General features: G+C 70.6%; 23 protein-coding genes and 1 riboswitch. Of the genes, 14 read left to right on the plus strand and 9 right to left on the minus strand.

Annotated elements, in window-relative coordinates:
- Nucleotides 1-34 precede the first annotated feature (34 nt).
- A riboswitch (TPP riboswitch) is annotated at nt 35-142 on the plus strand.
- From PS271_RS21680 to PS271_RS21690, 3 genes are all read left to right on the plus strand, one after another.
- On the plus strand, nt 138-1238 hold the full coding sequence (locus PS271_RS21680) for a thiamine ABC transporter substrate-binding protein (RefSeq protein WP_398383874.1): 1101 nt from the start codon (nt 138-140) through the stop codon (nt 1236-1238). It overlaps the preceding riboswitch by 5 nt.
- Nucleotides 1214-2929: an ABC transporter permease gene (locus PS271_RS21685; RefSeq protein WP_398383875.1), complete on the plus strand. Its 1716-nt coding sequence runs from the start codon at nt 1214-1216 to the stop codon at nt 2927-2929. The genes PS271_RS21680 and PS271_RS21685 overlap by 25 nt, the downstream gene beginning before the upstream one ends.
- Entirely contained in the window at nt 2930-3973 is a 1044-nt protein-coding gene (locus PS271_RS21690) for an ABC transporter ATP-binding protein (RefSeq protein WP_398383876.1), read from the plus strand. It begins immediately after the preceding gene.
- A 68-nt stretch (nt 3974-4041) separates the two neighbouring features.
- On the opposite strand, the gene PS271_RS21695 is transcribed toward PS271_RS21690, so the two are convergent.
- The 5 genes from PS271_RS21695 to PS271_RS21715 form a co-directional block, all read right to left on the minus strand.
- Complete coding sequence (locus tag PS271_RS21695; protein ID WP_398383877.1) at nt 4042-4962, minus strand: DMT family transporter; 921 nt, start codon at nt 4960-4962, stop codon at nt 4042-4044.
- 158 nt (nt 4963-5120) lie between these two features.
- Nucleotides 5121-6389: a hypothetical protein gene (locus tag PS271_RS21700; RefSeq protein WP_398383879.1), complete on the minus strand. Its 1269-nt coding sequence runs from the start codon at nt 6387-6389 to the stop codon at nt 5121-5123.
- Nucleotides 6371-7108: an ABC transporter ATP-binding protein gene (locus tag PS271_RS21705; RefSeq protein WP_398383881.1), complete on the minus strand. Its 738-nt coding sequence runs from the start codon at nt 7106-7108 to the stop codon at nt 6371-6373. Before PS271_RS21705 ends, PS271_RS21700 begins: the two co-directional genes overlap by 19 nt.
- A gap of 560 nt (nt 7109-7668) precedes the next feature.
- Complete coding sequence (locus PS271_RS21710) at nt 7669-9048, minus strand: aspartate aminotransferase family protein (protein ID WP_398383883.1); 1380 nt, start codon at nt 9046-9048, stop codon at nt 7669-7671.
- A complete protein-coding gene (locus PS271_RS21715) occupies nt 9033-9536 on the minus strand; it encodes an Lrp/AsnC family transcriptional regulator (protein ID WP_398383884.1) in 504 nt (167 codons plus the stop codon). The genes PS271_RS21710 and PS271_RS21715 overlap by 16 nt, the downstream gene beginning before the upstream one ends.
- A 164-nt stretch (nt 9537-9700) precedes the next feature.
- Here PS271_RS21715 and PS271_RS21720 point away from each other — a divergent pair, with 164 nt between their 5' ends.
- Both PS271_RS21720 and PS271_RS21725 read left to right on the plus strand, forming a co-directional pair.
- Complete coding sequence (locus PS271_RS21720) at nt 9701-11152, plus strand: gamma-aminobutyraldehyde dehydrogenase (RefSeq protein WP_398383886.1); 1452 nt, start codon at nt 9701-9703, stop codon at nt 11150-11152.
- A 490-nt stretch (nt 11153-11642) separates the two neighbouring features.
- Nucleotides 11643-12806 (plus strand): polyamine ABC transporter substrate-binding protein, encoded by a 1164-nt coding sequence (locus PS271_RS21725; protein ID WP_398386977.1) that lies wholly within the window; start codon nt 11643-11645, stop codon nt 12804-12806.
- Nucleotides 12807-12869: 63 nt separating this feature from the next.
- On the opposite strand, the gene PS271_RS21730 is transcribed toward PS271_RS21725, so the two are convergent.
- The gene (locus tag PS271_RS21730; RefSeq protein ID WP_398383888.1) at nt 12870-13583 is read right to left on the minus strand and encodes a glycerophosphodiester phosphodiesterase; all 714 of its coding nucleotides are present in this window, start codon (nt 13581-13583) and stop codon (nt 12870-12872) included.
- A gap of 36 nt (nt 13584-13619) precedes the next feature.
- Nucleotides 13620-14642, minus strand: coding sequence for an adenosine deaminase (locus PS271_RS21735; protein ID WP_398383890.1), 1023 nt, complete (start codon nt 14640-14642; stop codon nt 13620-13622).
- Nucleotides 14643-15038: 396 nt separating this feature from the next.
- On the opposite strand from PS271_RS21735, the gene PS271_RS21740 reads away from it, so the two are divergent.
- Entirely contained in the window at nt 15039-15602 is a 564-nt protein-coding gene (locus tag PS271_RS21740; protein WP_398383892.1) for a DUF4190 domain-containing protein, read from the plus strand.
- Here the strand turns inward: PS271_RS21740 and ybiA are convergent.
- Nucleotides 15554-16174 (minus strand): riboflavin biosynthesis intermediates N-glycosidase, encoded by a 621-nt coding sequence (ybiA, locus tag PS271_RS21745; RefSeq protein ID WP_398386979.1) that lies wholly within the window; start codon nt 16172-16174, stop codon nt 15554-15556. The genes PS271_RS21740 and ybiA overlap by 49 nt on opposite strands.
- 138 nt (nt 16175-16312) lie before the next feature.
- On the opposite strand from ybiA, the gene PS271_RS21750 reads away from it, so the two are divergent.
- The 8 genes from PS271_RS21750 to PS271_RS21785 all read left to right on the plus strand — a co-directional run bounded on the left by PS271_RS21750 (nt 16313) and on the right by PS271_RS21785 (nt 25305).
- Nucleotides 16313-16816 (plus strand): DUF4190 domain-containing protein, encoded by a 504-nt coding sequence (locus PS271_RS21750; protein ID WP_398383893.1) that lies wholly within the window; start codon nt 16313-16315, stop codon nt 16814-16816.
- A gap of 148 nt (nt 16817-16964) precedes the next feature.
- Entirely contained in the window at nt 16965-18488 is a 1524-nt protein-coding gene (locus PS271_RS21755) for a gamma-aminobutyraldehyde dehydrogenase (protein ID WP_398383894.1), read from the plus strand.
- A gap of 413 nt (nt 18489-18901) precedes the next feature.
- Nucleotides 18902-20098, plus strand: a complete 1197-nt coding sequence (locus PS271_RS21760; protein ID WP_398383896.1) for a polyamine ABC transporter substrate-binding protein — start codon at nt 18902-18904, stop codon at nt 20096-20098.
- Between the two features lie 110 nt (nt 20099-20208).
- Entirely contained in the window at nt 20209-21372 is a 1164-nt protein-coding gene (locus PS271_RS21765) for an ABC transporter ATP-binding protein (protein ID WP_398383898.1), read from the plus strand.
- Nucleotides 21372-22292 (plus strand): ABC transporter permease, encoded by a 921-nt coding sequence (locus PS271_RS21770; RefSeq protein ID WP_398383899.1) that lies wholly within the window; start codon nt 21372-21374, stop codon nt 22290-22292. The genes PS271_RS21765 and PS271_RS21770 overlap by 1 nt, the downstream gene beginning before the upstream one ends.
- Complete coding sequence (locus PS271_RS21775; RefSeq protein WP_398383901.1) at nt 22292-23122, plus strand: ABC transporter permease; 831 nt, start codon at nt 22292-22294, stop codon at nt 23120-23122. The genes PS271_RS21770 and PS271_RS21775 overlap by 1 nt, the downstream gene beginning before the upstream one ends.
- Before the next feature lie 4 nt (nt 23123-23126).
- Complete coding sequence (locus PS271_RS21780; RefSeq protein WP_398383903.1) at nt 23127-24539, plus strand: NAD(P)/FAD-dependent oxidoreductase; 1413 nt, start codon at nt 23127-23129, stop codon at nt 24537-24539.
- Between the two features lie 304 nt (nt 24540-24843).
- Complete coding sequence (locus PS271_RS21785; RefSeq protein ID WP_398383904.1) at nt 24844-25305, plus strand: hypothetical protein; 462 nt, start codon at nt 24844-24846, stop codon at nt 25303-25305.
- Here PS271_RS21785 and PS271_RS21790 read toward each other — a convergent pair.
- Nucleotides 25232-26278, minus strand: a complete 1047-nt coding sequence (locus tag PS271_RS21790; protein ID WP_398386981.1) for a phosphatase PAP2 family protein — start codon at nt 26276-26278, stop codon at nt 25232-25234. The genes PS271_RS21785 and PS271_RS21790 overlap by 74 nt on opposite strands.
- Nucleotides 26279-26361: the final 83 nt, after the last annotated feature.

Below are 26361 nucleotides of genomic sequence, written 5' to 3' on the forward strand. Positions count from 1 at the left end.
AGAGGGCACTGATACGGTGCCCTCGCACAAATGAACAATCCGACAGGGGAGCGCCCACGGGGCGCTGAGAGTGCGGCACGGCCCGCAGACCCTCGGACCTGATCCGGGTCATACCGGCGTAGGGAGTCAGCTCAATCATGAACACCAACCTGCGGCGTGCCATCGGCACGGTCGCCTTCGCCGCGGTCGCGATCCCGGTCCTGGCCGCGTGCGGCGGCTCGGACGACTCAGGCGGCTCGGGTGCGTCCGACGGCAAGGACAAGACCGTCACCCTGGTCTCGCACGACTCCTTCAACGCCTCCGACGAGGTGCTCAAGCAGTTCACCCGGCAGACCGGCTACAAGGTCAACGTCCTCAAGGGCGGCGACGCCGGCCAGGCCGTGAACCGGGCCATCCTGTCCAAGAGCCACCCGCAGGGCGACGTCCTCTTCGGCGTCGACAACACCCTCCTCTCCCGGGCGCTCGACAACGGCATCTTCGCCCCGTACGAGGCCAAGGGCCTGGAGCGGGTCCCGCGGAAACTCCAGGCGGACGCCGGCGAGCACCGTGTCACTCCCGTCGACACCGGCGACATCTGCGTCAACTACGACCGCGCCTACTTCGCCGACCACAAGCTGGCCCCGCCGGAGACCCTCGACGACCTCGTCAAGCCCGAGTACAAGAACCTCCTCGTCACCGAGAACGCCGCCACGTCGTCCCCCGGTCTCGCCTTCCAGCTCGCCACGGCCGCCAAGTACGGCGACGACGGCTGGCAGGACTACTGGAAGAAGCTCAAGGCCAACGGCGTGGAGGTCGTGGACGGCTGGGAGCAGGCCTACAGCGAGCGCTTCTCCGGCTCCGCGGGCGGGAAGAAGGCCAAGGGCGACAAGCCCCTCGTCGTCTCTTACGCCTCCAGCCCGCCGGCCGAGGTGATGGGCGTGAAGCCGCAGCCCGCCGAGGCGCCGACGGGCGTAGCCACGGGCACCTGCTTCCAGCAGACCGAGTTCGCCGGGCTGCTGAAGGGCGCGAAGAACCCCGAGGGCGGCAAGGCCCTGATCGACTTCCTCCTGAGCCGTACGTTCCAGGAGGACATGCCGCTGCAGATGTTCGTCAAGCCCGCCAACCAGGACGCCAAGCTGCCCGAGCTGTTCACCAAGTACGGCGCGCAGGTGAACGAGCCCGGCACTCTGGCCCCCGAGAAGATCGCCAAGAACCGCGACCGGTGGGTCAAGGCATGGTCCTCGCTCGTCCTGAAGTAGAGCCCGGGACCGCGGCACGGGGCCCCGCACGGGGCGCGGCCGGCTCCGGGCGGCGGACGGCGGTGCGGCTCGGCCTCATGGCCCTGCCGCTCGCCTTCTTCGGCGTCTTCTTCGCCTACCCCGTCGCCGCGATCGTCTCCCGGGGCCTGAAGGACGGCGGGCAGTGGCAGTTCGCCCGCGTCGGCGAGGTCCTGACCGACCCGGCCATCGGCCACGTGCTGTGGTTCACCACCTGGCAGGCGGTCGCCTCCACCGCACTGACGCTCGCCGTGGCCCTGCCCGGGGCGTACGCCTTCGCGCGGTTCGACTTCCCCGGCAAGCGCATGCTGCGCGCCGTGGTGACCGTGCCGTTCGTCCTGCCGACCGTCGTGGTGGGCTCGGCCTTCCTGGCGCTGCTCGGGCGCGGGGGACTGCTGGACGCATGGTGGGGGGTGCGCCTGGACACCACCGTCTGGGCGATCCTGCTCGCCCACGTGTTCTTCAACTACGCCGTGGTCGTCCGCACCGTCGGCGGCCTGTGGGCCCAGCTCGACCCCCGGCAGGAGGAAGCGGCGAGGGTCCTGGGCGCGGGGCGCTTCACGGCCTGGCGGCGGGTCACGCTGCCCGCCCTGGCCCCCGCGGTGGCTGCCGCCGCCCTCATGGTCTTCCTCTTCACTTTCACCTCCTTCGGCGTCGTGCAGATCCTCGGCGGACCGCGCTACGCCACCCTGGAAGTGGAGATCTACCAGCAGACCGCGCAGATGCTCGACCTGCCGACGGCAGCCGTCCTCACCCTGCTCCAGTTCGTGGCCGTGGCCGCCCTGCTGGCCGTGCACGCCTGGACGGTGCGCCGGCGTGAGGCGACCCTGCGGCTGGTCGACCCGTCGCGCACCGCGCGGCGCCCACGGGGCGCGGGGCAGTGGGCGTTCCTGGCGTCCGTCCTGGCGGTCGTGGCCGTGCTCATCCTCGCGCCGCTCGTGGTCCTCGTGCTGCGCTCCTTCGACGGCCCGGATGGCTACGGGCTGGCCTTCTACCGCGCCCTTGCCTCCGCGGACGGCAACGCCGGCACGTTCGTCGTCGCCCCGCTGGAGGCGATCGGCAATTCCCTCGCGTACGGGCTCGCCGCGACGGCCATCGCGGTCGTGATCGGCGGGCTGGCGGCCGCGGCGCTGACGCGGCGCGAAGGGCGCCTCGTGCGGGGCTTCGACGCCCTGCTCATGCTGCCGCTCGGCACGTCCGCCGTGACCGTCGGCTTCGGCTTCCTCATCAGCCTCGACGAGCCGCCGCTGGACCTGCGGGCCTCCTGGATCCTGGTGCCGCTCGCACAGGCCCTCGTGGGCGTCCCGTTCGTCGTCCGCACCGTGCTGCCGGTCCTGCGCGCCGTGGACGCCCGCCTGCGTGAGGCGGCCGCCGTGCTGGGCGCCTCGCCGCTGCGGGCGTGGCGGGAGGTGGATCTGCCGCTGGTCGGCAGGGCGCTCGGGGTCGCGGCCGGTTTCGCGTTCGCCGTGTCCCTGGGCGAGTTCGGGGCGACCGTTTTCATCGCCCGCCCCGACAGCCCCACGTTGCCGGTTGCGGTCGCCAGGCTGCTGGGCCGCCCCGGGGAGCTCACCTACGGGCAGGCGATGGCCCTGAGCACGATCCTGATGCTGGTGTGCGCCGCAGCGCTGCTGGTGCTGGAACGTATCCGCACCGACCGTACGGGGGAGTTCTAGATGGCCCTGCTGCACCTCGAAGACGTCGCCGTGCGCTTCGGCGAGCGCGCGGTGCTCGACGCGGTGGACCTGGAGGTCGCCGAGCACGAGATCGTCTGCGTGCTGGGCCCCAGCGGCAGCGGCAAGTCCACGCTGCTGCGGGCGGTGGCCGGCCTGCAGGCCACGGACGCCGGACGGGTGCTCCTCGCGGGCCAGGACCAGAGCGGGGTCCCCACGCACCGGCGCGGGGTGGGCCTCATGTTCCAGGACCACCAGCTCTTCCCGCAGCGGGACGTGGCGGGCAATGTCGCATTCGGGCTGCGCATGCGAGGGACAGGGCGTGCCGAGACGGCCCGTAAGGTCGCCGAACTGCTCGACCTGGTGGGGCTGCCCGGTGCACAGCGTCGCTCGGTCGCGGCCCTGTCCGGTGGTGAGCAGCAGCGAGTGGCCCTCGCCCGGGCCCTCGCGCCGCAGCCCCGGCTGCTGATGCTCGACGAGCCCCTCGGACAGCTGGACCGAGGCCTGCGCGAGCGCCTGGTGGTGGAGTTGCGCGACCTCTTCGGCCGGCTGGGCACCACGGTGCTGGCCGTCACCCACGACCAGGGGGAGGCGTTCGCACTCGCCGACCGGGTCGTCGTCATGTGTGACGGCCGTATCGCCCAGGCAGGTACGCCGCTGGAGGTGTGGCAGAGGCCGACGTCCGAATTCGTGGCCCGCTTCCTGGGCTTCGACAACGTGGTCGAGGCGACGGTCAGCGGCGATCGCGCGGACACCGCATGGGGCAGGGTTCCCGTCCCGCCAGGCTCGCGGCAGGGCCTCTGCAGGCTGCTCGTACGGCCTGCAGGCGTACGGCTGGTGCCTGAGGCGGAGGGCCTGCCGTGCACGGTCACCGGGCGGACGTTCCGGGGTGATCACGTGGTGCTGATGTTGTGCCCCGCGGACGGCCCCGTGCTGGAGGCCTCATGCGGGCTGCATGGGGCCCCCGAGGCCGGTGATCGCGTAGGCGTTGCTTTCGACGTGGCGGATGTCGTCGTGCTGGACAGCGCAGTCGCGGGGCAGGGCTGAGCGATGGCATAAGGCCCGATGCGTCCGGGCCCCGGCTGCCTGGGCGGCGGCCGGGGCCCGGACGGCGGTCAGCGGACCGCCGACGGCTGGAGCTCCTGTGGTTCGGGCTCGGCAACGGGCGTGTCCGGTTCGCCGAACCAGGCGACTGAGACAGCGCCCGCGACCGCCAGGACGAAGCCGAGGACGGCGACCCAGGCGAAGCCTGGGCGGGAGTTGTCGCCGAGCAGCAGGACACCGATGATGCCCGGAAGAATCGTCTCGCCGACCACCAGCGCCGCCGTGGCACCGTTGACCGAACCGATCTGCAGGGCCACCGTGTGCAGGTACATGCCGACCGCACCGGATATCAGGATCGCGTAGAGCGCAGGGTCGGCGATCAGCGTCGGCAGGTCGAACGGGTCGATCCCGTCCAGGATCCGGACGCCCACGCCGATCGCACCGAAGCCGAGACCGGAGAGCAGGCCGGCCAGGATCGCGGCCCGTGCACCCATCAGGCGGACGGCCACGGTGCCGCCACCCATCAGCACGACCGAGATGATCAGCAGCCACCAGTGCGTGGACATCGGGGTGTCGCCGCCGCCCTCGTGGCCCGCGGCCGTCGCCAGCAGCACCAGTGCCGAGCAGACGACACCGATGGACGCCCACTCGGGCCTGCTCAGTCGGATTCCCAGGAGCTTGATGCTCAGCAGCGCGGTCACGACGAGGTTGGCGCTGATGACCGTCTGGGAGAGGAAGAGCGGCAGCATGCGGGCAGCGAGCGCGCCGAGCCCGAAACCGAGGAAGTCGAGAACCGTACCGACCATGAACTCCCACGTCACCGCGGCCTTCGCGGTGGAGGACAGGCTCGGTCCACCGTGCTGGGTGGTGCCCGTCGAAGAGGCCTTCCCGGCCTCCCGGCGGGCCGATTTCCGCGAGCCCACGGCTTGCAGGACCGAACCTGTGCCATAACAGGCCGAGGCCGCGACAGCCGTCACAAGGCCGATGATCACCAATAGCTCCGTTCGCCGGATATCCGTCGTGCTCCTCAGCAGACGCGCAATCCGGCGACGAAGTTGCCTTGAGTCAAGAACTGGTCAAGAACTGTTGTGTTGCAGCTGCCTAGCGGGCCCGGAGCCGGGCCTGGAGCACGGGCCCGCCCCAGGCGCCCTCAGCGCGACATGGGCAGTGCCACGAGCTCCGCGATCGCCCACGTGAGCGGTGCCAGGACGGCAAGCAGCACACACGTACGCAGGACGGCTGCCCCACGGAGCATGGACGCGGGGATGCCGAGGCGCTGCAAGGCCGCCGTGGTGCCGGTCCGGTTCTGCCGGCTGTCCAGGGCCGCAGTGATGGCAGTGGCGGTGACACAGGCCATCACGAGCGCCGCGCCGAGGCCTGTGAGAGGACCGAAGGGGCGGGGCCCGGAGGAGTCCCATGCGGCACCGTAGAGTTCGGCGGCGGCCAGGGCGCTTGAGGCGACCGCGCAGAGCACGCCGAGCGGCCGACCGATCCGGGTGGCGGCATCCTGCAGTATCCGCCCGGCCAGCAGCCGCACCGCTCCGGGCCGCCCGGCCGCCAGGAGCACCCCGCACCAGTGGGTCAGCCCGGGGCCGGCCAGCACGAGCCCCAGGGAGGCCAGGAGCCAGCCCCCCAGCACGCCGGGAGAGGTGCCGTCCGTCCGTCCGGGCAGTGAGATCAGCTTGTTGGGGGCGGGCGCCGGGCCGTGACCCACGTACGCCTCCAGGGCGAGCCCCACCGCGATGATCGCGATGCCCCACGGGAGGCCCGCGTAGGCGGGCTTGGGCATGGGGACGGCAGGCGGGACCGGAGAAGCCTCGGGAGGGGCCTCCGCTGCCTCCGCGTCCTCTGTGCCCTCTGCCGGCTCCGCGGCGGTCTGGTCAGCGGCCTGCTGCCTCATGGCCGCCGCCTCACGCCGCGGGTGCAGCGCAATGATGCAGGCGCCCGCCGCAAGCGCCGGCAGGAGGCCGAGCAGGGTCAGCGTCGCGCCCCATGGCAGGTGCGCCTGTCCGTCCAGCAGCCCTCTCGCCGAACCGCTCAGCGGGCCGCCGAGGTCGCCACGGAGCTCCATGTACAGCAGAAGCGCGAATCCGCTGCCGAGCGTGCAGGAGATCGCGGTGGACGCCGCCGCGAGCAGCGTGAGCTGCACGGGGCCGAGGCCCGCGGCGTCCAGGCCGTCACGGGGGCGCGTGGCCGGATCACTCCGGGCCACCGCGAGCGCGAACTGCACGACCGCCGCAAGCGGCACCGCGCACCACACCAGCCGAACGAGCGACTGGCCCGTCGACTGCGGATGGGCCACCGCGTAACCCAGGGTGCACAGCAGCAGGAAGCCCACGCCTGCCGCGGCGGCCGCCACCAGCAACCTGCGCAGCAGGACGAGCGGGTGCGCGCCACGCGCTAGGCGGAGACTGAGCACGCCGCCCTGCCCTCTCCGTCAGGAGCGTCAAGCACGGGAAGAGCGGTGCCCCGGCGGCCGTCGACCAGGGAGACCGTGCGGTCGGCCAAGGTGGCGATCTCGTCGTCCAGCGTGGCGATGACGACCGTGATCTGGTGCGAGCGCGCTGCCGTGGTCAGGGTGCGCAGCACCTGCGCGCGGTCGGCGTTGTGCAGCGGAGCCGTCGGCTCGTCGGCGAACAGCACGGTGGGCTCGCTCGCCAGCGCCCGTGCGATGGCGATCCGCTGGCGCTGTGCCTGGAGCAGGGCGGCCGGCCGCTTGCGCTGGCAATCGCCGACGTCGAGGCGCTCCAACCACTCGCCGGCGGTGCGCTTGGCCGCCCGGTGCCCCACGCCGCGCATCAGCAGCGGCAGCGCCGTGTTCTCCCAGGCCGTCAGCTCCGGCACGAGGTGGGGCTCGCTGTCGATCCAGCCGAACCGCTCCCGCCGCAGCCGCTCCCGGGCGGCACGCGAGAGGGTGTGCACGGGCGCGCTGTTGAACCACACCTCGCCGGGGGCGGGAACGATCTGCCCGGACAGGCATTTGAGGAGCGTGGTCTTGCCTGAGCCGCGTGGCCCGGTGATGGCGAGAATCTCTCCCTCGCGTACGCCGATGGAGACCCCCGCGAGCGCGGGGGAACCGCTGTGGGCGTAGTGCAGGCCGCGTGCCCAGAGCACGTCGTTGTCCGGCGGGGCCACCATATCGAGCACCTCGGGTCGCTGTAGGGTCCGTTCCCCTGTCCGGGGGAACGAACCGGAGGCCATTGGGTCACTGGCACCGTACGGAACCGGGATCCTAGCCTTTGCCCAGGCTCGGCGCTGGAGGGCCCACTTTCCTCCGGTCGGCCTCATGCCCCGGGGGTCGCATATGAGTCGGAGCGCAAATGCGACGGAACCGTGCGACCGGGTGTGCGGTGGGGCGTGGTGCGCGTGCGACGGGCGTGCGTCCCGCATGCGACGGGTGTGCGGTTGTGTGCGCCCTGGAGTGCCGTGGGCCGCCGGCGGCATGAGGCTCTGCCTGAGGCCCCGCACGAGGCCTGGCACGAGGCCCGGCGTGGGGGCGGCCTGCACGTAGCCTGACAGGAGACCTCGTTACGGGGACCCGCATGGGGCCCGGCATGGGGCGCCGCGCGGTACCTGCGCCTCATGCCCCCGTATGCAGCAAAGCCGTGGCCCGCGCGCGCATGACCTGTGGGGGGTCGCGCGGGGCCACGGCGTGAGGGGCGAGCCGCGGAGCGGTGCCGGCGGCTTGCCCTGGTCCGTCAGATCCTGGTCCAGGCCTCCGTGAGCACGCCGCGGACGATCTGCTCGATCTCGTCGAAGGTCGACTGGTCGGAGATCAGCGGCGGGGCGACCTGGATGACGGGGTCGCCGCGGTCGTCGGCGCGGCAGTACAGACCGTTTTCGAACAGCTTCTTGGACACGAAGCCGTAGAGCAGCTGCTCGCACTCCTCCGGCGTGAAGGACTCCTTGGTGGCCTTGTCCTTCACCAGCTCGATGCCGTAGAAGAAGCCGTTGCCGCGCACGTCGCCGACGATGGGCAGGTCGTGCAGTTTCGACAGGGTGGCGTGGAAGGCCGCCTCGTTGTCGAGCACGTGCTGGTTGAGGCCCTCGCGCTCGAAGATGTCGAGGTTGGTGAGCGCGACCGCCGCCGACACGGGGTGACCGCCGAAGGTGTAGCCGTGCAGGAAGGTGTTGCTGCCCTTGAAGAACGGCTCGGCGATCCGGTCGGAGATGATGGCGGCGCCGATGGGGGAGTAGCCGGACGTCATGCCCTTGGCGCACGTGATGATGTCCGGAACGTAGCCGAACTTGTCGCACGCGAACATCGTGCCCAGGCGGCCGAAGGCACAGATGACCTCGTCCGAGACGAGCAGCACGTTGTACGTATCACAGATCTCGCGTACCCGCTGGAAGTAGCCGGGCGGGGGCGGGAAGCACCCGCCGGCGTTCTGCACCGGCTCCAGGAAGACGGCCGCGACCGTGTCGGGACCCTCGAAGAGGATCTGCTGCTCGATCTGGTCGGCGGCCCAGCGGCCGAACGCCTCGGGGTCGTCAGCGTGGATCGGGGCCCGGTAGATGTTGGTGTTGGGCACCTTGTACGCGCCGGGGACGAGCGGCTCGAAAGGAGCCTTGAGTGCCGGCAGGCCGGTGATGGCCAGTGCCCCCTGGGGCGTGCCGTGGTAGGCGACGGCGCGGGATATGACCTTGTACTTCGTGGGGTTGCCGGTGAGCTTGTGGTACTGCTTCGCGAGCTTCCAGGCGGTCTCCACGGCCTCTCCGCCGCCGGTGGTGAAGAAGACCTTGTTGAGGTCGCCCGGCGCGTGGTGGGCGAGCCGCTCGGCGAGCTCGATCGCCTTGGGGTGCGCGTAGCTCCACACGGGGAAGAACGCCAGCTCCTGAGCCTGCTTTGCGGCCGCCTCGGCCAGCTCGGCCCGCCCGTGGCCCGCCTGGACCACGAACAGCCCCGCGAGGCCGTCCAGATAGCGCTTGCCCTTGTCGTCGAAGATGTAGGTGCCCTCGCCGCGCACGATGGTCGGCACGGGGGCGTTCTCGTACGACGACATGCGGGTGAAGTGCATCCACAGGTGGTCGTACGCAGTCTGGGAGAGGTCCTTGCTCACGGCTATCGGGTTCCCCATGTGTAGGTCTGCTTGCGGAGCTTGAGGTAGACGAAGCTCTCGGTCGAGCGCACGCCCGGCAGGGTCCGGATGCGCTTGTTGATCGTTTCGAGGAGATGGTCGTCGTCCTCGCAGACGATCTCGATGAGGAGGTCGAAGGAGCCCGCGGTCACGACGACGTACTCGACCTCGTCCATCGCGGTCAGCGCGTCGGCGACCGGATCGAGGTCGCCCTCCACGTTGATGCCGACCATCGCCTGGCGCCGGAAGCCCACGGTGAGCGGGTCGGTGACGGCGACGATCTGCATCACGCCCTGGTCGAGCAGCTTCTGGACACGCTGCCGTACGGCTGCCTCGGACAGCCCCACGGCCTTGCCGATCGCCGCGTAGGGGCGGCGTCCGTCTTCCTGGAGCTGCTCGATGATCGCCAGGGAGACGGCGTCGATGGGCGGCGTGCCGTGCACGTTCTTCGGATCCGGACTACGAGTGGCCACACATCCACTGTGCATGCGTCTCGCCCGTGTGGCAACCCTGGAGCGATGAAATTCGTTGTCGCAGGGTCGGTGAATAACTGATTCCGTTGTTCATGGGTGTGAGGTATGTCGAAAACGCGGGCTCACTGACTAGGCTGACGGTCTCACCCAGTGGACATCTGACAGGAGGGGTGGCAGCCATGACCACCGAACTGCGTCGACTTCGCAATTTCATCGACGGGGAGTTCCGGGACGCCGCCGACGGGCGGACCACCGAGGTGGTCAATCCGGCCACAGGCGAGGCCTACGCCACCGCCCCGCTGTCCGGCGCCGCGGACGTCGACGCCGCCATGGCCGCGGCCGAGGCGGCCTTCCCCGCATGGCGTGATCTGGTGCCCGGCGAGCGCCAGAAGGTTCTGCTCAAGATCGCCGACGCCATCGAGGCGCGCGCCGAGGAGCTCATCGCCGCCGAGTCCGAGAACACCGGCAAGCCGCTGGGCCTCACGCGCAGCGAAGAGGTCCCCCCGATGGTGGACCAGATCCGCTTCTTCGCGGGCGCCGCGCGGATGCTGGAGGGCCGCTCCGCGGGCGAGTACATGGAGGGCCTGACCTCCATCATCCGCCGCGAGCCGATCGGCGTCTGCGCGCAGGTGGCCCCGTGGAACTACCCGATGATGATGGCCGTGTGGAAGTTCGCCCCCGCGCTCGCCGCGGGTAACACCGTCGTCCTCAAGCCCTCCGACACCACGCCCGCTTCCACCGTCCTCCTCGCAGAGATCATCGGCGGCGTGCTGGGGGAGCTCGGCCACCCCAAGGGCGTCTTCAACGTCATCTGCGGAGACCGGGAGACCGGCCGCCTCATGGTCGAGCACCCGGTGCCGGCCATGGCCTCGATCACCGGCTCCGTGCGGGCCGGCATGCAGGTCGCGGAGTCCGCCTCCAAGGACCTCAAGCGCGTCCACCTGGAGCTCGGCGGCAAGGCCCCCGTCGTCGTCTTCGACGACGCCGACATCGCCAAGGCCGTCGAGGACATCTCCGTCGCCGGCTACTTCAACGCCGGCCAGGACTGTACGGCCGCGACCCGCGTCCTCGTCCACGAGTCGGTCCACGACGAGTTCGTCACCGCCCTCGCCAAGGCCGCCGCCGACACCAAGACGGGGCAGCCGGACGACGAGGACGTGCTCTACGGCCCGCTCAACAACGCCAACCAGCTCAAGCAGGTCGCCGGCTTCATCGAGCGGCTGCCCGGCCATGCCAAGCTCGAAGCGGGCGGGCACCGGGTCGGTGAGAAGGGCTACTTCTTCGCCCCGACTGTCGTCTCCGGCCTCAAGCAGGATGACGAGATCGTCCAGCACGAGGTCTTCGGCCCCGTGATCACCGTTCAGTCCTTCGCGGACGAGGACCAGGCCGTCGAGTACGCCAACGGCGTCGAGTACGCGCTGGCCTCCTCGGTGTGGACGAAGGACCACGGCCGCGCCATGCGGATGTCCAAGAAGCTCGACTTCGGCTGCGTGTGGATCAACACGCACATCCCGCTGGTCGCCGAGATGCCCCACGGAGGCTTCAAGAAGTCCGGCTACGGCAAGGACCTCTCGGCCTACGGCTTCGAGGACTACACGCGGGTCAAGCACGTCATGACGTCGCTGGACTGACGAGGACCGGGCAGGCTTCCGCCCCGGGCGAGGGCGGAGGCCCGCCTCATGCGGCGGATCAGCGCGCCTCATGCGGGGAGAACGCCTGCCCCGTGCGGCGGGAAGGCCGCCTCATGCAGGGGGAAACGCCCGCCCCGTGCAGCGGGCAGGGCCGCCTCATGCCGTGGGCGGGCCCGCCTCAGGCCGGTGGGCCTGCCTCATGCCCCGCAGAGGCCACCGCGCCCCATGCCGCACGGCTGTCGGCCTCATGCCCTACGGCTGCGCGCCTCAGGCCCGCCGGCCCGGGGCGCCCCATGCCGCCACGGTGGCCCGCACCGGACGCTCGTTCCGGTGCGGGCCGTCGCGCGCTTTGCGCCGGTATCATCGACGGCCGGCCGTTCCCGGCCGTCAGGGTGTCGGGAGGAGCGGTCGCCTCCCGGACAGGCCGTACATTGCCCGCGAAGATCCGACCCACCATGCTGCCGGAATGCGAGAGAAGCCCGTGAAGCCCCTGTCCCGCCGGACCCTGCTGCGCGCGCTGGGCGCGGGCGCCGGGGCCGCCGCACTCGCAGGCTGCGGCGTGCCCGCCGCCTACGTCGAGCCGGCCGATAGGGCCGCCGAAGACCGGTCCGGCAGTGACAAGCGCCTCGTGTTCGCCAACTGGCCGCTCTACATCGACGTGGACGAGAAGGACCCGCAGAAGCGCCCCACGCTCGACGCGTTCGAGAAGCAGAGCGGCATATCGGTGAAGTACACCGAGGAGATCAACGACAACGACGAGTTCTTCGGCAAGGTCAGCCCCGCTCTGATGAACCATCAGGAGACGGGGAGGGACCTCATCGTCGTCAGCGACTGGATGGCGTCCCGCTACGTGCGCCTGGGCTGGGTCCAGGAGATGGACCGATCCCGTCAGCCGAACGTCGACCGCCACCTCGACCCGCTGCTGCGCAAGACCTCCTTCGACCCCGGCCGGCTCCACACCGTCCCCTGGCAGTCCGGCATCACGGGCATCGCTTACAACCGCAAGAAGCTCGGCCGGGAGATCCGCCACACCTCCGACCTGTGGAAGGACGACCTGCGCGGCCGGGTCACGCTGCTCGCCGGCCTGGACGAGGCGTACTCGCTGCTCATGCAGGGCAACGGCGCCGACGTCACCCGCTGGACCGCCGACGATTTCCACACCATGACCGACCAGCTGCGCCGCCTCGTGCGCAAGCGGCACATCCGCCGCTTTACGGGCAACGACTACATCAAGGACCTCTCATCCGGCGATGTCCTGGCCTGCCAGGCGTACTCCGGCGACATCATCCAGCTCCAGGCCGACAACCCCGACATCGAGTTCGTCGTCCCGGAAGAGGGCGCCGAGCTGTGGGCCGAGAGCCTCATGGTGCCCAACCTCGCCCGCCACAAGCGCAACGCCGAGGCGCTCGTCGACTACTACTACCGGCCGGAAGTCGCCGCACAGCTTGCCGTCGCGGTCAACTACGTCTGCCCCGTGCCGGCCGCGCGCGATGTCCTCGCCTCGTCCTCGGACAAGGAAGAGGCTGAGCTCGCCGAGAACCCGCTCATCTTCCCCAGTGATGACATGCGCAAACGCCTGGCGACCGCGCGCGACATGACCGCGAGGGAGCGGCCGGCCTTCACCAAAGAGTGGAACGAGATCGTCGGCCTCTAGCCCGCCTCATGCGGCGGCCCCGCTGCCGCCCCGTGCGCTCCGCCCAGCCGCACTCCCCACCCCTCAGCCTCGGAGCAGCGACTGGAGTGTGCCGACCCGGTTCGTGGTGATCGCATCGACGCCCGCCGCCAGCAACCGCCGCATCGTGAACCGGGTGTCCGCGGTCCACGCCGACACCAGCAGCCCGTCGGAGTGGTTGCGGGCCACGAGCTCGGGGCTCACCAGGCCGAAGCGGTAGTTCAGCCAGCGCGGAGCGACGGCGGTGAGCAGCGCACGGCGCGGCGGCATCAGCGTCGTCCACGTCAGAGCCGTCTCCGCGTCCGCGTCCGCGCGGCGCACCGCCAGCATCGATGCCGTCCCACCGCAGTAGTAGACGCGCTCGATGGCCCCGCTCGCGTGCACTTCGGCGACCGCCGCCTCGGCGGCCGACGCGTCCGGCAGGTCGATGAACAACCGTGGGCCCGAGTGCCCCGCGCCGAGATGCAAGGCCTCACGCAGGGTGGGCACCCCGCCACCGGTCAGCTCTCGCAGTTCGTCCGCCGAGAGCGAGTCCAACACCCGCGTGAGGCCCCACAGGCGCTCCAGCATCGCGTCGTGCAGCAGCACGGGCACGCCGTCGCGCGTGAGGCGGACGTCGACCTCCACCGCCCCCGCTCCGGCCTCCAGCGCCGAACGGATCGAGGGGAGGGTGTTCTCCCGGAACCGGTACGGATCGCCGCGGTGGGCTACAGCGGTCACGGAGCGGGCTTCCGCAGCGGGGGAGTTCGGGATGGACATGCTGCTCATTGTCGTCACAGCGTGCGCCTGAGGCCGTCAGCCCCGCCAGGCTGCGGTGTACGCGTCGATCTCGGCCCGGAGCGCCGCCTTGCCCGCCGCGTCCATGAACGAGGCCTCGACGGCGTTCTTGGCGAGATCGGCGACGCCTGCCGCGTCGAGCTCCAGGAGACGGGCGGCGACCCCGTACTCGCGGTTGAGGTCGGTGCCGAACATGGGCGGGTCGTCGCTGTTGACCGTCACCAGGACGCCGGCGGCCACCATCTCCTTGATGGGGTGCTGCTCCAGGTCTGTCACGGCGCGGGTGGCGAGGTTGGACGTCGGGCAGACCTCCAGCGGGATGCGGTGCTCGGCCAGGTGAGCCAGCAGGTCCGGGTCCTGCGGGGCGCTGGTGCCGTGCCCGATGCGCTCGGCGCGCAGGTCGACCAGGGCGTCCCAGATGGTCTGCGGGCCCGTCGTCTCACCGGCATGGGGCACGCTGTGCAGCCCCGCGGCGATGGCCCGGTCGAAGTACGGCTTGAACTGCGGCCTGGGCACCCCGATCTCCGGCCCGCCCAGCCCGAAGGAGACGAGCCCCTCGGGCTTGAGCTCACAAGCGATCCGCGCGGTCTCCTCAGCGGCCTCCAGCCCCGCCTCGCCGGGGATGTCGAAGCACCAGCGCAGCGCGACGCCCAGCTCCGTCTCGGCCGCCTTGCGGGCGTCCTCGATGGCCTCCACGAAGGCGGCGTCGGGAATGCCGCGCCGGGTCGAGCTGAAGGGGGTGACGGTCAGCTCGGCGTAGCGGGTGTTCTGCCGCGCCATGTCGCGCGCGACCTCGTACGTCAGCAGCCGCACGTCCTCCGCGTCGCGGATCAGGTCGACCACAGAGAGGTAGACCTCGATGAAGTGCGCGAAGTCGCGGAAGGTGAAGAAGTCGGCCAGCGCCTCGGGGTCCGTCGGGACGGGCGAGTCCGGGTGGCGGGCGGCCAGTTCGGCGACGATGCGGGGGGATGCCGACCCGACGTGGTGCACATGGAGCTCCGCCTTCGGGAGCCCGGCGATGAACGAGTCGAGTACGGACATGCGTGCCTCCATGGCGCGGTCGGCTGGAGCCGGTCGACGGGTGCCGTTCATCGTATGCGGGACGTGCGCGACCGTTGTGCTCAGGCCTTAGCATGACGGATGTATCGACTGGGGAGGGCTATGTCCGACAAGGCCACCGGGGCCGACGAGCAGCCGGAGCCGCGGGATTCCGATCCCTGGGCTCCGCCGCCGCGGATACCCCTCGACAAGCCTGGTACGCAGCCGGCCCCCGGGCCGCCCGCAGGTGCCGCCCCGGCGCCTCATACCGCCGGACCGCCGCAGCCCCGTGCAGTTCCGGCGCCTCATGCCGCCGCCCCGCCCCATGCGGCCCGGGTCGAGCCTCATGCGGCACCGGTACCGCCGCCCCCCGCCCCGGCCCCTGGCACCGTCCCGCCCGTGCCCCTCGCACCGACCGGCCCCGGCACCCCCAGCGCGTACCAGGGAAACCCGTACGAGCAGACGCTCTACGGACTTCCCGGTCCCTCCTCCTCAGCCCCCGGCCCTGCCCCCTACGGCATGCAGCCGCCGCCGTACGGCCAGGGCCCCTACGGCCCGGGCGCGTATCAGCCGGGTTCGTACGGCTATCCGGTCGGGCCGTTCTACGTGCCGCCCGTGCCCAGCAACGGCATGGGGCTGGCGGCCCTCGTGCTCGGCATCGTCGGCACCGTGCTCGCCCCCACGGTTCTCCTGGGGGCGGTGCTCGGCGTTCTGGCGATCGTCTTCGGCGCGGTGGGCCGCGTCAAGGCGCGCAAGGGAGAGGCCACGAACCCCGGGCAGGCGCTCGCCGGCCTGATCCTCGGGGGCGTGGGGCTCGTCGCCACCGTCCTGATGGTCATCGTGTACATCAACATCGATGTCGACGACAGCGACGGTCCGGCGCCCGAGGACGACCCCGAGGGGACCTATGGCGCCTACCTGTCGGCGCCGGTGCTGATCGTGGACCGCCCGGCCAGCCGCTGACGCGTCTCCATCAGCGCGAAGCCCAGGAGGTTGTCGCCCTGCCAGCGGGCCGGGTTCCCGGCCCGCTCGTCGTCCGCGGCGAGCCCGATGCCCCAGACCCGGTCGAGCGGGCTGGCCTCCACCAGCACCCGGTCCCCGGTGCCCAGCAGATAGGCGCTCAGCGCGGCGTCCTGCGTGAACTTGTGCACGCTGCCCTCCACTACGAGCCCGAAGCGGTGGCGGCGCCACATCTCCTCGTCGAAACCGCGCACCTTGCGCCCTGCATCCTTCGCCTGCTTCGGGTGCGAGGCCGCGATCGCCTCGGCTTCCGCTTCCGTGTCGCCGAAGAGCCGTGCCTTGCCGGCCATCATCCAGTGTTCGGCGGTGGCGTAGACGGTGCCGTCCACTGTGAACGGCGAAGGCCACCACTGGCTGAAGCAGCTCGCGCCTATGCGCCCGTCACGCAGCGGCTGATGCCCCCAGAAACAGACGTACTTGAAGCGCTCCCCGCGGGCGACGGCCGCCGTCAGTTCCGCCACCGAGCGCGGCCCGTCCGCTTGCCGCCCCTCTTGCTGCCCCGTATGCCGCTCCATGCGCTCGTCTCCCCGCTGGTCGCCGTTGATCTTCCTGCCTGTCATTCTGCGTCCTCCGCGGGCACCTGAACTCGGCTGACCGTGCCCGACCGTTCCCCATAGCATTGCCGGACGCAGTTCAACGGAGGGGACATTTTCATGTCTGACTACAACCAGAATCCCTATGGGGCGCCGCAGCAGGTGCCCCAGCAGCCCCCGGTGCCGCCACAGCAGCCCGGCTACGGCTACCCGAACCAGCCGGCGCTGAGCGGCTATCCCGGTCAGAGCGGCTACCCCGCACAGGCGCCGAGCGCCTACCCGGCGCAGAACAGCTACCCCTCCGCCCCGCCCGCCCAGGCCTACCCCGCAGGCGGCTACGCGAGCCCCATGCCGCCCAGCAACGGCATGGGCACCGCAGGCCTCGTCTGCGGCATCATCGGCGCCGTATGCAGCCTCCTGGTCTTCCTGTGGTTCTTCGGCCTGATCCTGGGCATCCTCGGCATCATCTTCGGCGCCGTCGGCCGCTCCAAGGTCACGAAGGGCGAGGCGAACAACCGGAGCGCCGCGACCACCGGCATCGTCCTCGGCATCTTGGCCCTGGTGCTTCCCGTGCTGTGGTTCGCCTTCTTCGCGAGCCTGCTCGGCCTCGGCGCCGGGCTGTAGCCGGACCCCACCTGCTGCACCGATTCCGTCGCAGAGGCTCGCAACTGCGACGGAATCCCTTGTTGGTCGGCGTCTCCTCTGTCAGGATCGGCCTCGATGCTCCTGTGCTGTGCCACGCGCAGGGACGCAGCAGGCGGAGGAGTGTGCGATGGGCGCGACGGATCAGCGGTTCGATGCGGCGGAGCGGTTCGCCGGCGGAGCGCAGTACATCGCGGGGCGGCTGCGGCCTGGTACCTCGGGCCGTACGCACACGGTCGTGGACCCCGCCACCGGCGAAGAGCTGCTCCGGTACGAGCTGGCCGGCGCGGAGGACGTGGACGCCGCCGTCGCGGCCGCCGAAGCCGCCTTTCCCGCATGGGGCGGCGCGGCGCCCGGGGAGCGCTCCGACGCCCTGCACCGCTTCGCGGGCGTGCTCGCCCGGCGGGCGGCGGAGTTCGCGCGTGCGGAGTCCGCGCAGTGCGGCAAGCCGATCCGCCTCACCACCGAGTTCGACGTCCCGGGGACGGTGGACAACACGGCCTTCTTCGCGGGGGCCGCGCGCCACCTGGAGGGCCGTTCCGCCGGCGAGTACAGCGCTGACCACACCTCCTACGTACGCCGCGAGCCCATCGGCGTCGTGGGCTCCGTCGCACCGTGGAACTACCCCCTCCAGATGGCCGCCTGGAAGGTCCTGCCTGCCGTCGCGGCGGGCAACACCGTCGTGCTCAAGCCGGCCGAGCTGACGCCCCTGACGTCGTTGATGTTCGCCCAGGCGGCCACCGAGGCCGGTATCCCCGACGGTGTCGTGAACGTCGTCAGCGGAGCCGGCGCGGACGCGGGGGAGCGCCTCGTGGGCCATCCTGGCGTCGCCATGACGTCGTTCACCGGTTCCACGGCCGTCGGTCGGCGGGTCGCCGAAATCGCGACCAGGACAGTCAAGCGGCTGCACCTCGAACTCGGAGGCAAGGCCCCGTTTGTCGTCTTCGACGATGCAAACCTCGAAGCCGCAGTGCACGGGGCGGTCGCCGGAGCCCTCATCAACAGCGGCCAGGACTGCACCGCGGCCACCCGTGCCTACGTGCAGCGCCCCCTGTACGAGGCGTTTGTCTCGGGCGTCGCGGACCTGATGGCGTCCGTCCGCCTCGGCGACCCCTTCGACCCCGCCACGGACCTCGGTCCGCTCGTCTCGCACGCCCAGCGCGACCGCGTCGCCGGGTTCGTAGAGCGGGCGCGTGCGTATGCCTCTGTCGTCACCGGCGGTGCGACGCCCGCGGGGGAGCTGGCCAAGGGCGCCTACTACCTCCCCACGCTCATCACAGGGGCGCCCCAGGGCAGCGAGATCGTCCAGGACGAGGTGTTCGGCCCCGTGCTCGTCGTGCTGCCCTTCGACAGCGACGACGAGGGCATCGCTCTCGCCAACGACACGCCGTACGGGCTGGCAGCGTCCGCATGGAGCCGTGACGTCTACCGCACGGGGCGGGCCACCAGGGAGATCAAGGCGGGCTGCGTGTGGGTCAACGACCACATCCCGATCGTCAGCGAGATGCCCCACGGCGGGTACCGGGCGTCGGGCTACGGAAAGGACATGTCCGCCTATTCGTTCGATGAATACACCCAGATCAAACACGTCATGTCCGACAACACTGCCGTCGCCCGGAAGCCGTGGCACCGAACCGTGTTCTCGCTGGACTGACACTTCGTTCTCGTACCGGCCGACGCAATCCTGGTTCGGCCGGCCCTCGGCCGGCTGTGTCCCGGCCGACCCGGAGCTGAATAGGTGAATACAGGCCGATCTCGGGGGCGTTGTGCTAGCCAGCCTTCCCTTAATAGCCCCCGGTAATGTCCCCGACCTGGTGCTCGCAGCCGTCGGTCTCCTTCGCCGCTACGGTCGGTCCGGCAATAGGGCGCGTAAGCCTGCCCTGAAATTTCCCCACCCCCGTGCCGCGAGGGGAATCAGTGCTGCCTACTCGCTCCCCTTATGCGGGTGCGTGCGAAGCGCAGGTTCCGTGTAACCAAAAGGAAACAACGGAATCCCTTGTTCGGCTCCGTTTGCTCTGTCAGGATCCACGCTCAAAGTCCGTCGGAGCTACGGAAAGGGCACCTCGCATGGAGCGCTACCAGCCACGGACCGTGGTGAACCGCCGGACCCTGCTGCGCACGGGCGGAGCGGGCGCGCTCGCCTTCGGCGGGCTCGGCGCCCTCGCCGGCTGCGGCATCCCGCCCGCGGGGCGCCCGGACGGCGCCCTGAGCGCCTCCGCGGACCGCTCCTCCCGGGAGCGAACCCTCGCCTTTTCCAGCTGGACCGGATACATCGACGCCGGCGCGGACGGCAAGAGCCACCCCACGCTCGACGACTTCCGGCGCCGGACCGGCATCGCCGTGACGTACACCGAGGACATCAACGACAACGTCGAATTCTTCGGCAAAGTCAGCAAACAACTCGCCGCCGGCCAGGACATCGGCCGGGACCTGATCTGCGTCACCGACTGGATGGCCGACCGGATGATCAGGCTCGGCTGGGCACAGCGGCTCGACGCATCACGCCTCCCCAACGCCTACGCCAATCTCGCCCCCGCTTTCCGGAACCCCGACTGGGACCCCGGACGCGTCCACTCCTATCCCTGGACCGGAATCCCCGCCGTCATCGCCTACAACCGCAAAGCCACCGGCGGTCGCAAAGTCGACTCCATGTCCCAGCTCCTGGAGGACCCCCGGCTCAAAGGGCGGGTCGGGCTGCTCTCCGAAATGCGGGACACGGTCGGCCTCACGCTCCTCGACATGGGCAAGAGGCCCGAAGAAGTCACTGCCGACGAATACACCGCTGCCATCACCCGACTGCGCCGGGCCCGTGACCGCGGCCAGGTCCGCCGCTTCACCGGCAACGACTACACGGGCGACCTCAACAAGGGCGACATCGCCGCCTGCATCGCCTGGGCGGGCGATCTCGTCCAGCTCCAAGCCGACAACACGGACATCCAGTACGCGATACCGGACGCGGGCTACATGCTTTCCAGCGACAATCTTCTGGTCCCCCGCAACGCCCGCCACCAGAGGAACGCCGAGCGCCTCATCGACTACTACTACCAGCCGAAGGTCGCCGCACGGCTCGCCGCCGCCATCAGCTACGTCAGCCCCGTCTCCGGGCTGCGGGACGAGCTCGCGAAGATCGACAAGGAGCTGGCCGACAACAGCCTGATCATCCCCGGCGAGGCGATGCTGGCGAAGGCCCACGCCTTCCGCTCCCTGACGGCCGCCGAGGACAAGGCGTTCGAGGCCGCTTTCTCCGAGCTCACCGGCGCCTGAACCGCCGAAACGGGCCACCGGCGCGGCGCCCGGCCCCGGACATATGAGAACGTACGCGGCTGTACGTGCCGTACGCGCTCACGCCCTCGAGACCCCTGGACCGAAGAACCATGACAGCAACCGCCCCGACCGACAGCAGCAGCGGCACGGACGTCCGCCTCACCGCCATCAGCAAGAGCTACGGCGCCTTCACCGCCGTCCACCCGCTCGACCTGTCCGTCCCCGCCGGCTCCTTCTTCGCCCTGCTCGGCGCCTCGGGCTGCGGCAAGACCACCACCCTGCGCATGATCGCCGGTCTGGAGCAGCCCACCACCGGCACCGTGGAACTCGCCGGCAAGGACGTCACGGCCCTCCCCCCGCACAAGCGCCCCGTCAACACCGTCTTCCAGAGCTACGCGCTCTTCCCGCATCTCGACATCTACGAGAACGTCGCCTTCGGCCTGCGCCGCCGCGGCATCAAGTCCGTCAAGAAGCAGGTCGGCGACATGCTCGACCTCGTCCAGCTCGGCGACTTCGCCCGCCGCAAGCCCCACCAGCTCTCCGGCGGGCAGCAGCAGCGCGTCGCCGTGGCCCGGGCCCTGATCAACCACCCCCAGGTGCTCCTCCTCGACGAGCCCCTCGGCGCCCTCGACCTCAAGCTGCGCCGCCAGATGCAGCTCGAGCTCAAGCGCATCCAGACCGAGGTCGGCATCACCTTCGTCCACGTCACCCACGACCAGGAGGAGGCCATGACGATGGCCGACACGGTCGCGGTCATGAACGCCGGACGGGTCGAACAGCTCGGCGCCCCCGCCGACCTCTACGAGACTCCCCGCAGCACCTTCGTCGCCAACTTCCTCGGCACCTCGAACCTCATCACCGCCGAAGTTCTCGACGCCTCTGGTGAGTCCCTCGTCCTGCGCGCCGCGGATACCAAACTCGCCCTGCCCCGTGCGCGATGTACCACCGCCCCCCGTGCGGGCGGGAAGCTCCTCGTCGGGATACGGCCGGAGAAGATCACCCTCACGCACGCCGACGACGCCGGCACCATCCCCGAGGGGCGCAACCGCGTCCACGGACGCATCACCGCCTCCAGCTTCATCGGCGTCTCCACCCAGTACCTCGTCGACAGCCCCGCGGCCACGGGCCTGTCCGTCTACGAGCAGAACATCGAGCGCGACAGCCGCCTCGTGCCGGGCGCCGACGTCGTCCTGCACTGGAACCCCGGGCACAGCTTCGGCCTGGACGCCGCGCAGAGCATCGAGGCCGGCACGGACGCGGGGGAGGGCACCTGATGGCACTCGTCACCGACAAGGCCCCCGCGCCCCGTGCGACCCGCCGCACGGCCGCACAGGGCGGGAAGCCCACCCCGTATTGGCTCCTGCTCCCCGGCATCCTCTGGTTGCTCGTCTTCTTCGCCGCCCCGCTCGTCTACCAGGCGTCCACCTCCGTGCAGACCGGTTCCCTCGAAGAGGGCTTCCAGGTCACCTGGCACTTCGCCACGTACTGGGACGCGCTGACCGAGTACTACCCCCAGTTCCTGCGCTCCGTGGCCTACGCCGCGACCGCCACAGCGCTCTGCCTCGCCCTCGGCTATCCGCTGGCCTACCTCATCGCCTTCAAGGCCGGCCGCTGGCGCAACGTCCTGATGATCCTCGTCATCGCGCCGTTCTTCACGAGCTTCCTGATCCGCACCCTCGCCTGGAAGACGATCCTCTCCGACGGCGGCCCCGTCGTCTCCGCGCTCGCGAGCTTGCACGTCCTCGACGTCACCAACGCGCTCGGCGTCACCGAAGGGCACCGCGTCCTCGCCACGCCCCTCGCCGTCGTCTGCGGCCTGACCTACAACTTCCTGCCCTTCATGATCCTGCCGCTGTACACCTCGCTGGAGCGCATCGACGCACGGCTGCACGAGGCGGCCGGCGACCTCTACGCGCGGCCGCTGACGACCTTCCGCAAGGTGACCTTCCCGCTCTCCATGCCGGGCGTCGTCGCCGGCACTCTGCTTACCTTCATCCCCGCCACAGGCGACTACATCAACGCCGAGCTGCTCGGCTCCACCGACCAGAAGATGATCGGCAACGTGATCCAGTCCCAGTTCCTGCGCGTCCTGGACTACCCGACCGCCGCTGCCCTGTCCTTCATCCTCATGGCCGCCATCCTCGCCATGGTCACCGTCTACATCCGCAAGTCCGGGACGGAGGACCTGGTCTGATGTCTGCTCTGCCCGCCCGCCAGGCCGCCCTCTCCAGCCGCCCCGTGCGGTGGCTCCGCCGCAACCTCGTCGTGTTCGCCGGACTGGCCACACTGGCCTACCTCGTGCTGCCGAACGTCATCGTCACCGTCTTCTCGTTCAACAAGCCCAACGGCCGCTTCAACTACGAGTGGCAGCGCTTCTCCACCGACGCATGGACCGACCCGTGCGGCGTCGCCGACCTCTGCGGATCCCTCTCGCTCAGCCTGCAGATCGCCGTCTGGGCGACCGTGGGCGCCACCGTCCTGGGCACGGCGCTCGCCTTCGCGCTCGCCCGCTACCGCTTCCGCGCCCGCTCCTCCGTGAGCACCCTGATCTTCCTTCCGATGGCCATGCCCGAGGTCGTCATGGCCGCCTCGCTGGCCACCCTCTTCCTCAACATGGGCGTCACCTTCGGCTTCTGGACCATCCTGATCGCTCACATCACGTTCTGCCTGAGCTTCGTGGTGACGGCAGTCAAGGCCCGGGTGATGTCCATGGACCCCCGCCTCGAGCAAGCCGCCCAGGACCTCTACGCCACCCCGCTGCAGACCTTCCTGCGGGTCACCCTCCCGATCGCCGCCCCAGGCATCGTGGCGGGCGCCCTGCTCTCCTTCGCCCTGTCCTTCGACGACTTCATCATCACGAACTTCAACGCCGGCTCGACTGTGACCTTCCCCATGTTCGTCTGGGGATCCGCACAACGGGGCACACCCGTTCAAATCAATGTCATCGGAACGGCGATGTTCGCCATCGCCGTGCTGTGCGTCCTCGCCGGTCAGCTGATCGGCGGGCGCCGAAAAAGGAGCTGAGAACATGGCCGCTCGTGCCATGAACCCTGTCCAAGCACTTTCCGACGCCGCTCCCCGGCCCTACTGGCTCGACGACCCCTCCCGGCCGGAGGCGCTTCCCGCGCTCGTCGGCGACGAGCACTGCGACCTGCTCGTCGTCGGCGGCGGATACTCCGGACTGTGGACCGCGCTCCTCGCCAAGGAGCGCGACCCCGGCCGGGACGTCGTCCTCATCGAGGCCCGGGAGACCGGCTGGGCGGCCTCAGGCCGCAACGGCGGCTTCTGCTCCGCCTCCCTCACCCACGGTTGGGCCAACGGCGCCTCACGCTGGCCCGACGAGTTCGCCACGCTCCACGAACTCGGCCTCAAGAACCTCGACGGCATCGAGGCCACCCTCACCCGGTACGGCATCGACTGCGACTTCGAACGCACCGGCGAGATCGACATCGCCACCGCCCCGCACCAGGTGCACGAGCTCCAGGAGGCCGCCGAGGAACTCGAGGCCCTCGGCCTCACGGGCTACGAGTACCTCGACGGGGAGGCCCTGCGCGCCGAGGTCCGCTCCCCGACCTTCCTGGCCGGTCTCTGGGACCGCGACGGGGTCGCGATGGTGCACCCCGCCCGGCTCGCATGGGGCCTCAAACGCGCCTGCACGGAGCTCGGGGTACGCATCTACGAGCACACGCCCGGTACCGAACTGTCCTCCCGCGCCGCCGGCCTCGCCGTCCGCACCCCGTACGGGCGCGTCTTCGCCCGTCGCGCCGCCCTGGGCACCAACGCCTTTCCCTCATTGGTCAAGCGCGTCCGCTCCTACATTGCGCCCGTCTACGACTACGCCCTGATGACGGAGCCGCTGAGCGCCGAACAGCTCGCCGCCGTCGGCTGGAAGGGCCGCCAGGGGCTCGGGGACGCCGCCAACCACTTCCACTACTTCCGCATCACGCCCGACCACCGCATCCTGTGGGGCGGCTACGACATCGTGTACCACTACGGCGGTGGCGTCCGGTCGGAGTACGAACACCACCCGGCCACGTACCAGAAGCTCGCCGAGCACTTCTTCCGCTGCTTCCCGCAGCTCGAGGACGTGCGCTTCACCCACAGCTGGGGCGGCGCCATCGACACCTGCTCGCGCTTCTCGGCCTTCTTCGGCACGGCGCACGCGGGCAAGGTCGCCTACGCCCTCGGCTATACGGGGCTGGGCGTCGGCGCTTCCCGTTTCGGTGCCGACGTGATGCTCGACCTGCTCTCGGGCGAGCGCACGGAGCGCACTGAGCTGGAGATGGTGCGCAGCAAGCCGCTGCCGTTCCCGCCCGAACCCGTGCGCTCCATGGGCATCGGCATCACCCAGTGGTCGATGACGAAGGCCGACGAGAACGGCGGTCGCCGCAACCTCTGGCTCAAGGCAATGGACAAGGTCGGCCTGGGGTTCGACAGCTGAGGACGGCGGGGCGGGGGCGGGGAGCCGCCTCATGCGCCGACCGGCTTGTCGGCCTCATGCGCTGGGGTCTCGAGCCGCCCCATGCGGCGGGGGCTGCGGGCCTCATGCGGCGCCGCGCATGCCGGCCTCATGCCCGTCCTGCCTGGTGCCCCATGCGCGGCTTGCAGGCGCTCCGGGGCGCGCCGTCCTGCGGACAGTGAACCCTTCACCTCCACCAGGTCCGTAAACCCGCGTAATGATCCGCACTCCGGGGCCTCTCCATCCGTGAACGCAGAACGAGCGGACACGGAACGGAGGCACTGCCATGAGTGACGACGCGGGGAGGCCGAGCGCGGTGGAGTGGCTGGCGACGGCGGCACCCGATCCCGGGACCTGCCGGTGGGAATGGGAGCGTAACCCCCTCGGGGTGACGCTGCTGCCCGCCGGCAGGCTCTGGGACGTCCTCATCCTCTCCAGCGAACTGGGTCGTCCCACGCTGGAGATCCTGTCCCGCTGCACGGAGCAGGTAGGCCCCGTCCTGGCGGACTTCGGCGACTGCCGCATGGGCTTCTTCGTACCCCCGGGCACTGCTGCCGGATGGTTTGCCACAGACGTGCGCGCTGCCGGGATCGGCAGCTGGGTCGTCGTGCCCCACCCGTCGCGTGCCACCTCAGGCGTCCGGTGGGTGGTCCCGCCCGACGGTACGGGCACGCTCACCGACCCCGTGCTGCTGGAGCTGTCGATGCATGAGGCGGCCGTGACCCTCGCCCGCGAACGGGACGCATGAGGCCCTGTGCCAGCCCCCACAACAGGAGGCCGGACAGGCACCAGGCGCCCACCACATCCAGCGGCCAGTGGTAGCCGCACCGCACCAGACCGACCGCCACGCCCGCGTTCAGGAGGACGAACGCAACCGCTGCCCACGCGCGCGTGCGCGCGTAGCGGCTGCGGGGCTTCATGCGGGTGGGGCGCGCATGAGGCGGGTTGCTGCCGACAACAGAGCCGGCATGAGGCGCGGTACGCGAACACGCGGCATGGGGCGGCGGAGAGACGCCCGCATGAGGCCGCACCCGTGGGGCGGAGCCGAGGTGTGGCATCAGCAGCAGGAGAGAAGCCCCGTAGGCGACCGCGGCGGTAGCCGTGTGACCTGAAGGGAAGAAACCGTCGTGCGCCCCGGACGCCGCCATGGCCGGTGGCCCCGTGCGGCCGATCCAGGCCTTCACCGGCACGATCACGGCCGGGACGGCCGTCATCGTGAGGGCCGCCCACACCGCCGGCAGCCACGGCCTGGTCCGGTGCCGGCGGCGTAGGAGCAGGGAAGCGACCATGGCGGCGATCAACACGGGCACCGCGACCGACGCGTTGCCGAGATCGGCGAGGAACTGCGCGGCGCCCCCCGGAATGGACGAACCCCCGACCGTACGGCCGAGATCCTCGTCGAGCGCCCGCAAGGGCCCGTGGCCCGCGACCTGCCAGGTGATCAGAACGAAGAGCAGGACACACAGCGCCGGGAAGAACCCGCGCATGAGGCGGCGGCGCAATGCCGGCGGCCCCGGAACAGGGGGGGAGGTTCCGAGGCCGCCGTGAGGACCGGGGTGCCGCGCGCCCCGGGGGGTATGGGGCGGGCGGCCATCCGATCGGTGAGGATGTCCGGAGCACAGGGCTCCAGTGGTGTGCGCGAAGGCACGGCCGGGTCGGCACTGGGGACGTACCGGCTCGGCTCCGCCCGCAGTCCCCTGCGGACGAGGTATTTCTCTCATCTGCAGAAACCGTACGGCAGGCCGGGCGGTCCGGACAGCCGGATCACCCGTCCACCACCCGCTCCGCACAGGTTCTTCACCCC

It is taken from the genome of Streptomyces sp. SCA2-17, from assembly GCF_044336695.1.